The 13703-nt window shown below is 67.1% G+C and carries 9 protein-coding genes; 6 read left to right on the top strand and 3 right to left on the bottom strand.

Annotated features, from left to right (window positions below; translation table 11 throughout):
• The first annotated feature begins 65 nt into the window (after positions 1 to 65).
• From kynU to N5D20_RS22450, 6 genes are read left to right on the top strand one after another with little or no spacing between them, the layout of a single operon-like run.
• A complete protein-coding gene (kynU, locus tag N5D20_RS22475; RefSeq protein WP_043398461.1) occupies positions 66 to 1340 on the top strand; it encodes a kynureninase in 1275 nt (424 codons plus the stop codon).
• Between the two features lie 32 nt (positions 1341 to 1372).
• Positions 1373 to 2740 carry an NAD(P)/FAD-dependent oxidoreductase gene (locus N5D20_RS22470; RefSeq protein ID WP_049412943.1) on the top strand — a complete coding sequence of 456 codons (1368 nt, stop codon included), beginning with the start codon at positions 1373 to 1375 and terminating at the stop codon, positions 2738 to 2740.
• A complete protein-coding gene (gene sbcB, locus N5D20_RS22465; RefSeq protein ID WP_043398455.1) occupies positions 2740 to 4179 on the top strand; it encodes an exodeoxyribonuclease I in 1440 nt (479 codons plus the stop codon). The genes N5D20_RS22470 and sbcB overlap by 1 nt, the downstream gene beginning before the upstream one ends.
• Complete coding sequence (locus N5D20_RS22460) at positions 4176 to 4862, top strand: DUF2461 domain-containing protein (protein ID WP_197579455.1); 687 nt, start codon at positions 4176 to 4178, stop codon at positions 4860 to 4862. Before sbcB ends, N5D20_RS22460 begins: the two co-directional genes overlap by 4 nt.
• Positions 4862 to 5842 carry an aldo/keto reductase gene (locus N5D20_RS22455; RefSeq protein WP_197579456.1) on the top strand — a complete coding sequence of 327 codons (981 nt, stop codon included), beginning with the start codon at positions 4862 to 4864 and terminating at the stop codon, positions 5840 to 5842. The genes N5D20_RS22460 and N5D20_RS22455 overlap by 1 nt, the downstream gene beginning before the upstream one ends.
• A 42-nt stretch (positions 5843 to 5884) precedes the next feature.
• Entirely contained in the window at positions 5885 to 6436 is a 552-nt protein-coding gene (locus N5D20_RS22450) for a DUF2939 domain-containing protein (RefSeq protein WP_019337347.1), read from the top strand.
• A 134-nt stretch (positions 6437 to 6570) separates the two neighbouring features.
• Here the strand turns inward: N5D20_RS22450 and N5D20_RS22445 are convergent, their stop codons facing one another.
• The 3 genes from N5D20_RS22445 to N5D20_RS22435 form a co-directional block, all read right to left on the bottom strand.
• Positions 6571 to 7515 (bottom strand): 5'-nucleotidase, encoded by a 945-nt coding sequence (locus tag N5D20_RS22445; protein ID WP_010480444.1) that lies wholly within the window; start codon positions 7513 to 7515, stop codon positions 6571 to 6573.
• A gap of 47 nt (positions 7516 to 7562) precedes the next feature.
• Positions 7563 to 8336 (bottom strand): NAD kinase, encoded by a 774-nt coding sequence (locus tag N5D20_RS22440; RefSeq protein WP_010480442.1) that lies wholly within the window; start codon positions 8334 to 8336, stop codon positions 7563 to 7565.
• A 295-nt stretch (positions 8337 to 8631) separates the two neighbouring features.
• Positions 8632 to 13608: an NAD-glutamate dehydrogenase domain-containing protein gene (locus tag N5D20_RS22435; RefSeq protein WP_197579457.1), complete on the bottom strand. Its 4977-nt coding sequence runs from the start codon at positions 13606 to 13608 to the stop codon at positions 8632 to 8634.
• Positions 13609 to 13703: the final 95 nt, after the last annotated feature.

Genomic DNA, 13703 nt, shown 5'->3' with positions numbered 1-13703 from the left:
GGTTCGGCGGCAGGCACGCCGCCAAGCGCTACACTGGCGGTCCCGTTGCAGCCTGTTGCCCGACCATGTCCGACCTGCTCAGCCGCACCCACGCCATCGCCCTGGACGCCGCCGATCCGCTGCGCCCGCTGCGCAATGAATTCCTGATTCCGCGCCATGGTGGCGGCGAGCAGACCTACTTCGTCGGCAACTCGCTGGGGCTGCAGCCGCGTGGCGCACAGGCGGCCGTGCAGGAAGTGATGAAGCAGTGGGGCGAGCTGGCCGTGGAAGGCCACTTCACCGGCCCGACGCAGTGGCTGTCCTACCACCGTCTGGTGAGCGCGCAGCTGGCCCGCGTGGTTGGTGCGCTGCCCAGCGAGGTGGTGGCGATGAACACGCTGAGCGTGAACCTGCACCTGATGATGGTCAGCTTCTACCGGCCAACGGCCGAGCGCCCGGTGATCCTGATGGAGGCCGGTGCATTCCCGACCGACCGTCATGCGGTGGAAGCACAGATCCGCTTCCATGGTTTCGACCCGGCCGAGTGCCTGGTGGAAGTGCAGCCGGACGAGGCCAACGGCACGATCTCGCTGGCCGCGATCGAGCACGCCATCGCCGAACACGGCCCGCGCCTGGCGCTGGTGCTGTGGCCGGGCGTGCAGTACCGCACCGGCCAGGCTTTCGACCTCGATGCGATCACCCGTGCCGCCCGCCTGCAGGGCGCACGCATCGGCTTCGACCTGGCGCACTCGGTCGGCAACCTGCCGCTGCGCCTGCATGACATCGCACCCGACTTCGCCGTGTGGTGCCACTACAAGTACCTCAACAGCGGCCCTGGCGCGGTTGCCGGCGCCTTCGTGCACGAGCGCCACCATCGCGACACCAGCCTTCCGCGTTTCGCCGGCTGGTGGGGCCATGAAGAGTCCACCCGCTTCCAGATGGCACCACAGTTCACCCCGGCCATCGGCGCCGAAGGCTGGCAGCTGAGCAACCCGCCGATCCTCGGCCTGGCACCGCTGCGTGCCTCGCTGGAGCTGTTCGAGCGTGCCGGCATGGAGGCGCTGCGCAGCAAATCGCTGGCACTCACCGGCATGCTCGAAGCACTCGTACGCGCGCGCCTGCCGCAGGTGCTGGACATCATCACCCCGGCCGACCCGCAGCGTCGCGGCTGCCAGTTGTCGCTGCGCGTGATCGGGGGCCGCGAACGTGGCCGCGCACTGTTCGAACACCTGCGCGGCATCGGCGTGCTCGGCGATTGGCGCGAACCCGACGTGATCCGTATTTCGCCCACCCCGCTCTACAACCGCTACCTGGACGTGCACCACTTCGTCGAGGAAGTGGAAGCCTGGGCCGGCCTCTAAGCCGGCCCCTTCCCCTACTGCTGGACAGTTCGTTGATCGCACACGCTTCCCGCTCGTTGAGCATTATCGGTGCCGGCCTTGCCGGGTCCCTGCTGGCCATCCTGCTGTCACGCCAGGGCTGGCGCATCACCCTGTACGAGCGCCGCGGCGATCCGCGCGTGGCCGACTACGAGAGCGGCCGCTCGATCAACCTGGCGCTGGCCGAGCGTGGGCGCAATGCGCTGCGCCAGGCCGGCGTGGAAGACGAGGTGATGGCGCGCGCGGTGATGATGCGCGGCCGCATGGTGCACCCGCGCGAAGGCGAACCGCAGCTGCAGCGCTATGGCCGTGATGACAGCGAAGTGATCTGGTCGATCCACCGCAGCGACCTGAACACCACACTGCTGGAACTGGCCGAACAGGCCGGCGCCACCGTGCACTTCCATCGCCGCCTGCACACCGTCGATTTCGATGCCGGCTACGCGCGCTTCATCGATGATCGCGACGACAGCCCGCACGACATCCGCTTCGACACCCTGATCGGTGCGGACGGCGCCGGCTCGGCGCTGCGCGCGGCGATGAACCGCCGTGCGCCACTGGGCGAGGACATCGCCTTCCTCGACCACTCCTACAAGGAGCTGGAGATCCCGCCGGCCGCAGATGGCAGCTTCCGCATCGAGCGCAACGCACTGCACATCTGGCCGCGCGGCCACTACATGTGCATCGCCCTGCCCAACCACGAAGGCACCTTCACCGTCACCCTGTTCCTGCCCAACCAGGGCGAGCCCAGCTTCGCCACGGTCAACACCGGCGTACAGGCCGAGGCGCTGTTCGCGCGGGAGTTCGCCGACACCTTGCCGTTGATCCCGAACCTGCGCGCGGACTGGGAACAACACCCCCCGGGCCTGCTCGGCACGCTCACCCTGGACCGATGGCATCAGCAGGGCCGCGCCGTACTGATCGGCGATGCTGCGCATGCGATGGTGCCGTTCCACGGCCAGGGCATGAACTGCGCATTCGAGGATTGCGTGTCTCTGGCCCGTCATCTGATGGAAGCGGACGACCTGGAAGGCGCGTTCGAAGCCTTCGAAGCCGAACGCAAGCCGAATGCACGTGCCATCCAGCAGATGGCGCTGGAGAACTACCTGGAGATGCGCGACCGCGTGGCCGATCCTGCGTTCCTTCTGCAGCGCGACCTGGAGCAGGAACTGCAGCGGCGCTGGCCGACCCGCTTCGTACCGCATTACACGATGGTCACTTTCCTGCACACGCCCTACGCCGAGGCGCTGCGCCGCACCGAACTGCAGCGCGAGATGCTGGCGGCGGCCACTGCAGGTCACCACTCACTGGACAACATCGACTGGACGGCACTGGAAGCGCAGATCCACGCGCAGCTGCCGATCCTGGAGGGCGCGCACTGATGGCTGACAGCTTCCTGTTCTACGATCTGGAAACCTTCGGCCAGGACCCGCGACGCACGCGCATCTCCCAGTACGCCGCCATCCGTACCGACGCCGACCTCAACGAGATCGATACCCCGGTCAGTTTCTTCGTGCGCCCGGCCGACGACCTGCTGCCCTCGCCGATGGCCACCCTGGTCACCGGCATCACCCCGCAGCAGGCCCTGGCCGAGGGCATCAGCGAGGCCGAAGCCTTCGACCGTATCAACGAGCAGCTGTCGCGTCCCGGCACCTGCGCATTGGGCTACAACACCCTGCGCTTCGACGATGAATTCGTCCGCTACGGCCTGTTCCGTAACTTCCATGACCCCTACGAACGCGAGTGGCGCAACGGCAATTCGCGCTGGGACCTGCTGGACATGCTGCGACTCATGCGCGCGATGCGTCCGGACGGCATCCAGTGGCCGCTGCGCGAGGACGGCGCCACCTCGTTCAAGCTCGAGCACCTGGCCGAGGCCAACAACGTGCGCGAAGGCGACGCGCACGAAGCGCTGTCCGACGTGCGCGCCACCATCGGCATGGCACGGCTGTTCAAGCAGTCGCAGCCGCGGCTGTGGGAGTACGCGCTGAAGCTGCGCGACAAGCGCTTCGTCGGCAGCCTGCTGGACGTGACCGCGATGAAACCCGTGCTGCATATTTCCATGCGCTACCCGGCCAGCCGCCTGTGCGCGGCGCCGGTGCTGCCCTTGGCCGTGCATCCCACCATCAACAACCGGGTGATCGTGTTCGACCTGGAAGGCGAGATTGACGACCTGCTGGAACTGCCCGCCGAGGTGATCGCACAGCGCCTGTACATGCGCGCCAGCGAGCTGCCCGAAGGCGTGGCGCGGGTACCGCTGAAGGAAGTGCATCTGAACAAGGTGCCGGCACTGATCGCCTGGAACCACCTGCGTGCCGACGACCATGAGCGCTTGGGCCTGGACGTTGCGGCCATCGAAGCCAAGGTCGAGCGCCTGCGCGCGTTCGCCCCGCAGCTGGCCGAGAAGGCGCGCCAGGTCTACAACCAGCCCCGTGCGGCCACCGTGGCCGACGTCGATGCCTCGCTGTACGACGGCTTCCTCGGCAACGGCGACAAACCGCTGCTTGCGCTGGCACGCACCACCGCGCCGGAACAGCTGGCCGCGCTGGAAGGTCGCTTCCGCGACCCGCGCCTGCCCGAACTGCTGTTCCGCTACCGCGCGCGCAATCATCCCGACAGCCTCGCGCCGCCTGAACGCCAGCGCTGGCAGGATTACCGCCGCCAGCGCCTGCTCGGAGACGGCGGCCTGGGCGAACTCAACCTGCCCCAGTACCAGCAGCAGCTCGATGCACTGGCCGCCGAAGCGCCCGATGACACCCGGCGCCAGGCCCTGCTGCAATCGCTGCGCGACTGGGGCCAGCAGCTGCAGGAGACCTTGTGAGTACCTATTTCTCGGACGCCAGCTTCAAGTTCCTGCGCAGCCTGGCGCGGCATAACGAAAAGGCGTGGTTCAACGATCACCGCCAGCAGTATGAAGACCACGTCCGGCAGCCGTTCCTGCGCCTGCTGGGTGACCTGCAGCCAGCGCTGGCGGAGATCAGCGACCACTTCCGCGCCGATACCCGTGGCGTCGGTGGCTCGCTGTTCCGCATCCACCGCGACGCGCGCTTCTCCAACGACAAATCCCCGTACAAAACCTGGCAGGGTGCGCGCCTGTTCCATGAGCGCCGCCGCGAAGTGGCCGCGCCTTCGTTCTACGTGCACCTGCAACCGGGCGAGAGCTTCGTTGGCGCCGGCCTGTGGCATCCAGAACCGGAGACCCAGCGCCGCTTGCGCCACTTCATCCTCGACAACCCGGGCAGCTGGAAGGCGGCCGCGCATGCTCCCGCGCTGCGCAAGCGCTTCGACTTCGAGGAGAGCGAAAAACTGGTGCGTCCACCGCGCGGCTTCCCGGCCGATTTCGAGTTCATCGACGACCTCAAGCATCGCAACTGGGTGATGTGGCGCTCGCTGGACGACGCCACCATGACCGGCCCTCGCCTGCTGTCCACGCTCGGCAGGGATCTGGCAGGGCTGGGCCCGTTCGTCGACTATCTGTGCGCGGCGCTGGACCTGGAATTCTGATGCCGTTGGCGCACCAACGCCGCACGCTGGGCCGCACCGGGCTGGCGGTTTCGCCGGTGGGCCTGGGCTGTTCCGGCTTCTGGGGGCATCGCCGGTTCCCGGAACAGTCGGCCGCGCACGTGGTCGAGCATGCACTGGCACAGGGCGTCAACCTGTTGGACACCGGTCACAACTACTCCGGTTTCCACGCCGAGCCGCGGCTGGGCCGCATCCTGCGCCCGTTGCTGAAGCGATACCCGCGCGAGTCGCTGGTGATCTCCAGCAAGGGCGGCACGCTGACCGGCCAGGCCGGCATCAGCGGCGCCGAGCAGCGCAATTTCTCGCCCGCCGCCATCACCGCCAGCTGCGAAGCCTCGCTGCGCAACCTCGGCCTGGATTACCTCGATATCTACCAGCTGCACGGTGCCAGCCAGCACGACATCAACGATGACCTGCTGGCCACACTGCAGCGACTGCGCGAACGCGGGCTGATCCGGCACACCGGCATCAATACGCACACGGCGTCGACCCTGTGCTGGATGATCGACCATCCCACGCTGTTCGACGTGGTGCTTCTGGACTACAACGCCCTGCAGCAGGACCGTGAACCGCTGATCGACCAGTTGCACGCGGCGGGCATCGGCGTGCTCGCCGGCACCGTGCTGGCGCAGGGCCATCTGCTGCCGTCACGCGCCCGCCTGCCGCGCCCGGCCGACGCCTGGTACCTGGCCAGAGCCTGGCTCAAGCCAAGCAGCCGCGCACTGATGCACAGCGCACGCCGGATGCGCCACGCCATCGCTACCATCCGCAGCCAGCGCCCCGCCCAGACCGCGTTTGCCTACGCCCTGGGCCATCCCGGCGTGGCCAGCGGCATCCTCGGCACCACCCGCACCGTCAGCCTGGACGAAGTGCTGGCGACGCGGCTTGAGGCACTGACCGCAGCCGAACGCCAGCAGCTGGTGAACGCCTTCGGTGATGGGCGCGGATCACCCAGTCATTGAGTCTTCACCCCATGCCGCTGCGGTTGCGGCAGTCTGTGCGGCATGAAGAAACTCACAGTACTCGTTGTGCTGCTGGTCCTGGCCTTGGCCGCCTGGTGGTTCGGTGGCCCCTACATGACCGTGCGCGGGCTGTCCCAGGCCATTGAACAGCGCGACACCGCACGCCTGGAGCGCTATGTGGATTTCCCGCGCGTGCGCAGCAGCCTGCGGGCGCAGCTCAACGACTACCTGGTGCGCCAGGCCGGCCCGGATGTGGCGGCCAGTCCCTTCGGTGCCCTGCTGTATGGGTTGGGCGACCAGCTAGGCGGTGCCGCGGTGGACACCATGGTGACCCCGACCGGTATCGGCGCGATGCTGCAGGGCCACGTGCTATGGAAGCGCGGCCGCAATGAACTGCAGGGCGGCGATGCCTTCGGCCCGACCGAGCCGGCGCGACCGCTGAAGAATGCCGAGCATCATTTCGAAGCGCTGGACCGCTTCGTGATCGATGTCGATCGCGGCCCCGGCCAGGCGCCGATGAAGGTCGTGCTGGAGCCGCAGGGCCTGCGCTGGAAGGTGGTGGACCTGCAGCTGGGGATGTCGGGCAGCCCTTGATCGTACCCGGGGCCTGAGGGCGATGCCGACCTAGGTTGGCAACTACCGGGGCATGCGGCTCTGGTAGATGCCCACCTTGGTGGGCGCCGATGCATGGCAGTGCCAACCGAGGTCGGCACCTACCCGGCATGGCTTCAGCCTTCGTTGGCGACGCCGTGCGGTACGTGGCCGGCGGCCACATGCTCGCGGGCGCTGTCGATGTTGTGCTGCGAATCATCGAAGAAGATGTCGGCGCCGAACGCCTGCAGGAACGGGCCCTTGTGGCGGCCGCCGAGGAACAGCGCCTCGTCCAGGCGCACGCCCCACTCGCGCAGGGTGCGGATCACCCGCTCGTGCGCCGGTGCCGAGCGTGCGGTCACCAATGCGGTGCGGATCGGTGCGCTTTCGCCGGCCGGGAAGACTTCCTGCAGCGTATGCAGGGCCGACAGGAAGCCGCGGAACGGGCCGCCACTGAGCGGTTCCCGGGCACGTTCGCGCTCGTGGCGGCCAAACGCTTCCACGCCCTGCTCGCGCGAAATGCGCTCGCTCTCATCACCGAAGATCACCGCATCACCGTCGAAGGCGATGCGCAGCTGCCCGGCCGGCCGGGTGATGTCGATCTGATCGGCTGCCGCCGCGGCGGTTTCGCCGGGCGGCTTGGGCAGGATGGTGGCCGCGGCGATGCCATGGCGCAGCGCGCTGCGCACTGATTCCGGGTTGGCCGACAGGAACAGGTCGGTTCCGAACGGCTTCACGTAGGGCCAGGTCGGCTCGCCGGCGGTGAACGTCGCGCGGATGATGCCAAGGCCGTAGTGCTGGATCGAGTTGAAAATGCGCAGGCCGGTATCGGCCGAGTTCCGCGACAGCAGGATCACCTCGACCCGCGGGTTCTCTGGACTGGCGCCCTGGTTCAGTGCCAGCAGCTTGCGCACCACCGGGAACGCCACACCCGGGCCGAGGATGTCGTCTTCGTGCTGACGCTGGAACTCGGCATAGGCCGCCACGCCATCGCTCTCGAACAACGCGTGGCTTTCCTCGAGGTCGAACAGCGCGCGCGAGGTCACCGCGACGGTCAGCAAACGGGGGGAGTTGTCGCCCATCGGTGGGGGTCCTTCAAGCGGTCGGCATGGCCGGCCGCCTATTGTCCTCAAAAAACGAACTGTTCGCTCAGGATCCGGTCTTCCAGATTGTGCTCCGGGTCGAACAGCAGGGTCACGCGGCGGTCCTTCGACTCGCGGATGGTCACCTCGACCACGTCGCGGGTCTCGTGCGAATCGGCGGTCACGCTGACCGGACGCTTGTACGGATCAAGCACGCGGAAGCGCACTTCGGTATCCGCCTTCAGGATCGCGCCGCGCCAGCGCCGTGGGCGATAGGGCGCCAACGGCGTCAGCGCGATGGTGTGCGAGCCCAGCGGCAGCACCGGGCCATGCGCGGAATAGTTATAGGCGGTGCTGCCGGCCGGGGTGGCCACCAGCACGCCGTCGCCGATCAGTTCAGCCACGCGCTCCTGGCCGTTCAGGTCGATGCCGATATGCGCGGCTTGCCGGGTCTGCCGCAGCAGCGAGACATCGTTGTAGGCCAGCGAACCGGTACTGGTGCCCGATTCGGTCAGCGCGACCATTTCCAGCGGGCGCAGGTTGGCCGGTTCGGCGCGCGCAATGCGGGCCTGCACGTCATCGTCGCCACGGTACTGGTTCATCAGGAAACCGACCGTGCCCAGCTTCATGCCGAACACCGGCTTGCCCAGGTGCCCGTGCCGGTGCAGGGTCTGCAGCATGAAGCCGTCGCCACCCAGCGGGCACAGTACGTCGGCCTGCTCCGGCGTGTGATCGCCATAACGCGAAATCATCGCCGCGCGAGCCATCTGCGCAGGTTCGGTGGTGCTGGCCAGGAAAGCGATGCGGGGGGTGTCGCTCATCGGTGGATCCGGGGGGAAGGCATGAGGGAGAGCATAACCGAGCGCCGGAGGTTGGACTCCGCTGGGCGGATGACCGGCCCGTCCGCCGGGACACGCCGTAAACCCATCCCTGGGGGCTCGGTCGCGCCATCCATGGCGCTCACGGTCCCGGCGGACGGGCCGGACATCCACCTGACAGGTCGACGGCCGGCGTCGGGTCAGTGATCGCAGAATAGACAGGCAAAAACAGAACGGCCCCGCTTTCGCGGGGCCGCTGTGTTTCACGCATGCCGGGCAGCGCCCGGCGTTACATCACTTACGCACCGTGCGCGGCCAGCTGGCCCAGGCGCTGGACTGCGACCGAAACGGTCGGGTAGTCCAGGGTCTTCTGCTCGGCCAGTTCGGCCAGCATCGCCAGGGTGAAGCGCAGGCTGTTGTCGTCACGGCCCATCCAGGCTGCGACCTTGGCCTCCGCGCTGCTGCCCTTGGTGCCCAGCACCTGGCCGGCCAGGTTGCGGTGGTTGGCCGCCAGTTCGTCACGCAGCACGCCACGTGCCACGGCGTGCCAACGACCGTTGACCTCCAGCGCGTCGACCTGCTCGAACAGCCACGGCAGCTGCAGGGCATCGCCCAGGCGGAAGTGGACCTTGGACACGTCCACCGGCTTCAGCTTGCGGGTGCGGGCCAGTTCGATGATGTCGAACGCCGGCTCCAGGAAGTGCAGTTCGGCCAACTGCTGCGCCAGTGCGGACGGCAGGCCCTTCTCCTTCCACTCGGCCACCAGGGCTTCGTAGGTCGGACGCTGCGAATCCGGCAGCACACCCGAAGCAACGCGGATGTCGTTGAACGGACCCTGGTAGCGGTTGACCGCTTCGGTGATGCCCGGCATCGCACCCGGGCGCGACAGCAGCCAGCGCACGAACGAGCGCTGCAGCTTCCAGATCACTTCCAGCGCATCGATCTGCACCGACTCCGGCACTTTGCCGTCGAGGGCATCGATCTGCGCCCACAGCGCGCGTGCATCCAGCGTTTCGCGGCTGATGGTGTAGGCCTTGGCGACCTCGGCGATGGAACGGCCGGTGTCTTCCTGCATGCGCATCAGGAAGGTAGCGCCCATGCGGTTGATGGTCTGGTTGGTCACGGCCGTGGCGATGATTTCGCGCTTCAGGCGGTGACGCTCCATCGCGTCGGCGTACTTCTTCTGCAGCGGGGTCGGGAAGTAGCGCTGCAGTTCCTTGGACAGGTACGGATCTTCCGGGATGTCCGAATCCAGCAGCTGGGCGAACGCCACCAGCTTGGAGTAGGACAGCAGCACCGACAGTTCCGGACGGGTCAGGCCCTGGCCACGTGCCTTGCGCTGGGACAGCTCGGCGTCGGACGGCAGGAACTCGATCTGGCGGTCGAGCAGCCCCTGCTGTTCCAGGGTACGGATGAAGTGCTGCTTGGAACCCAGGCGCTTGACCGCCATCCGCTCCATCAGGCTCAGCGCCTGGTTCTGGCGGTAGTTGTCGTTGAGCACCAGCTCTGCGACTTCATCGGTCATCGAGGCCAGCAGCTTGTTGCGCTGCTCGACGGTCAGCTTCTTGGCCCGCACCACATCGTTGAGCAGGATCTTGATGTTGACTTCATGGTCGGAGGTGTCGACACCGGCCGAGTTGTCGATGAAGTCGGTGTTGAGCAGCACGCCGGCCTGCGCGGCTTCGATGCGGCCCAGCTGGGTCATGCCCAGGTTGCCGCCCTCGCCCACTACCTTGCAGCGCAGCTCGCCACCATTCACGCGCAGCGCGTTGTTGGCGCGGTCGCCGACATCGCTGTGCTGCTCGCTGGCAGCCTTCACGTAGGTACCGATGCCGCCGTTCCACAGCAGGTCGACCGGCGCCTTCAGGATCGCGCTCATCAGATCGTTCGGCGACAGCGCCTTGACGTTGTCGTCCAGGCCCAGCGCTTCGCGCACCTGCGGGGTGATCTCGATCGACTTCAGGCTGCGCGGATAGACGCCGCCGCCCTTGCTGATCAGCTTGGCGTCGTAGTCCGCCCAGCTCGAACGCGGCACGGTGAACAGGCGCTCACGTTCGACGAACGTGGTGGCCGCATCCGGGTTCGGGTCCAGGAAGATGTGGCGGTGGTCGAACGCGGCGACCAGGCGGATGTGGCGCGACAGCAGCATGCCGTTGCCGAACACGTCGCCGGACATGTCGCCGACGCCGACCGCGGTGAAGTCCTGGCTCTGGCTGTCACGGCCCAGCGCACGGAAGTGGCGCTTGACCGACTCCCACGCACCACGTGCGGTGATGCCCATGCCCTTGTGGTCGTAACCGACCGAACCACCGGAGGCGAACGCATCGCCCATCCAGAAGCCGTGCGCGATGGCCAGGCCGTTGGCGATGTCGGAGAAGGTCGCGGTGCCCTTGTCGGCGGCCACCACCAGGTACGGATCGTCCATGTCGTGGCGCACGACATCCACCGGCGGCACGATCTTGTTGTTGACGATGTTGTCGGTGATGTCCAGCAGGCCCTGGATGAACAGCTTGTAGCAGGCCACGCCGTTGGCGAAGATCGCATCGCGATCGCCATTCACCGGCGGCATCTTGGCGAAGAAGCCACCCTTCGCGCCGACCGGCACGATGACGGTGTTCTTGACCATCTGCGCCTTGACCAGGCCCAGCACTTCGGTACGGAAGTCTTCGCGACGATCCGACCAGCGCAGGCCACCACGGGCCACGGCGCCGAAGCGCAGGTGGGTACCTTCCACGCGCGGGCCGTAGACGAAGATTTCGCGGTACGGGCGCGGCTTCGGCAGGTCCGGCACCAGCGCCGAATCGAACTTGAAGCTGATGACATGGCCGTGCTGGCCGTTGGCATCGGTCTGGTAGTAGCTGGTACGCAGGGTCGCGTCGATCACACCCATGAACGAGCGCAGGATGCGGTCCTCGTCCAGGCTGGACACGCGGTCCATCAGCTTCAGCAGCGCATCGCGCGCAGCCTGCATCTGTGCGTCGCGGTCACCCTTGCGGGCGTCGACCACGGTCTTGAGCACCTTCAGGGTGGCGTCGTCGCCAGCAGCCAGCACATCGAAGTGGGCCTTCAGCTGGGCCTGGCCGGCAGCGATGTCGTCCTTGCTCTCGTGGCCGGTGGCCGGATCGAAGCGCGCTTCGAACAGCTCGACCAGCAGGCGGGCCAGCAGCGGGTAGCGCGCGAAGGTGCCTTCCACGTAGGCCTGCGAGAACGGCACGCCGGTCTGCAGCAGGTACTTGCAGTAGCCACGCAGCATGGCGACCTGGCGCCAATGCAGGCCGGCAGCCAGCACCAGGCGGTTGAAGCCATCGTTCTCGGCATCGCCGTGCCAGACGCGGGCGAAGGTCTCGCCGAAGGCTTCATCGACGCTGGCGGCATCGATCGCGCCGGCGGTCGATTCGACCTCGAAGTCCTGCACGTACACCGGCGCGTTGTCGACCGACAGGCGGTACGGACGCTCGGCGATCACGCGCAGGCCCATGTTTTCCATCATCGGCAGCGCATCCGACAGCGGAATGTCGTCCAGCTGGCGATACAGCTTCAGGCGCAGGCCATCGCCGCTTTCGCGCGGCACGGCCTGCAGGCTCAGGCGCAGGTCGTCCGGGCCGGTCAGGGCGTCGAGCTGGCTGACATCGTTGGCGGCAACCGCGGTGCTGTTGTCTTCGATGTAGCCGGCCGGCAACGCCTTGCCGATGCGGGCGGCGATGCGCAGGCCTTCGGTCTCGCCATGGCGGGACACCAGCGCTTCGCGCAGGTCGTCCTGCCAGTTGCGCAGCACCTGGGCCAGCTTCTGCTCCAGTTCGGCGGTATCGACGTCGAGCATTTCACCCGGCTTCGGGCGCACGATCAGGTGCACCTGGGCCAGCGGCGATTCGCCCAGCACCACCGAGCTGTCCACGTACTCGCCGTGCAGCGCTTCCTTCAGCATCGCTTCGATGCGCAGGCGCACGTCGGTGTTGAAGCGCTCGCGCGGCAGGTAGACCAGCGCGGAGATGAAACGGCTGTACTTGTCGCGGCGCAGGAACAGGCGGCTGCGCACGCGCTCCTGCAGGCCCAGCACGCCCATCGCGGTGCGGAACAGTTCGTCCTCGCTGGACTGGAACAGTTCTTCGCGCGGCAGGGTTTCCAGGATGTGGCGCAGGGCCTTGCCGCTGTGGCTGGCCGGGGCCAGGCCCGACTGCTTCATCACGTGCTCGTGGCGCTGGCGCACCAGCGGGATTTCCCACGGGCGACGGTTATAGGCGCTGGAGGTGAACAGGCCGAGGAAGCGCTGCTCGCCGATGATCTTGCCCTTGGCGTCGAATTCCAGCACGCCGATGTAGTCCATGTAGCCGGCGCGGTGCACCCGCGAACGGGCATTGGTCTTGGTCAGGATCAGCGCGTCCTTCAGCCCGGACGTGGTGTTCAGGCCCTGGGCGGCCAGGGTCTTGACCGGACGGGCGGCGGACTTGTCCTTGCCGCGCATCAGGCCCAGGCCGGTGTCGTTCAGCGGCGCCAGCACGTCTTCCTTGCCCTGCTTCTCGACGCGGTACTCGCGGTAGCCGAAGAAGGTGAAGTGGTTGTCGGCGGCCCAGCGCAGGAATTCCTGTGCTTCCTTGCGCGAGGCTGCGTCGACCGGCAGCTGGCGGCTGCCCAGGTCGTCGGCCAGTGCCAGCGCCTTGTCCTTCATCGGCTGCCAGTCGCGCACGATCGCACGCACTTCGTCCAGCGCCTTGTTGATGGCCTGCTCGATGGCCGCCATGGCTTCAGCCGGCTGGCGGTCGATTTCCAGCAGCATCACCGACTCGGCATCACCTTCGCCGACCTTGACCAGCTTGCCGGCCTTGTCGCGGCTGAAGCGCAGCACCGGGTGGCCCAGCACGTGGACACCCACGCCCTGTTCGGCCAGCGACATGGTGACGGTGTCGACCAGGAACGGCATGTCGTCGTTGACGATCTGCAGCACGGTGTGCGGCGATTCCCAACCGTTGGCCTTCGCGGTCGGATTGAACACGCGGACGTTGGCCTTGCCGGCCTTGCGGGCACGGGCGAATTCCAGCGTCTCAGCCGCGAGAGCGGCCCACTCTTCAGCGCTGTGGTGCGGGAACTCGTCCGACTCCATGCGCTTGTAGAAGTCAGTGGCAAATGCCACTGCTTCGGCCTGTGCGGCCGCGGGGTAGCGCTTGCGCAAGGCCGTGTACACCGGCTCCAGGGAGAAACCAGCGGTCACTGCGACCTCCGCTTCTGCTGGTTTGGTCTTGTTTTTCACGGTCTTGGCTGCGGTTTTTTGCGGTTTCATGGCAGAGCGATGCGCTTGCTCAGTTGGGAAAATGAAATTGTAGCCCTACCGCACGAAAAGGCCTTGCTGCAGGACGGAATAACCAGATTCGGGTT

The sequence above is a fragment of the Stenotrophomonas sp. GD03877 genome (assembly GCF_029840555.1).
In the GTDB taxonomy this organism is placed as follows: Bacteria; Pseudomonadota; Gammaproteobacteria; order Xanthomonadales; family Xanthomonadaceae; genus Stenotrophomonas; species Stenotrophomonas geniculata.
Note: the sequence above shows the minus strand (reverse complement) of the source record. Positions and strands in the feature narration are given on the sequence as shown.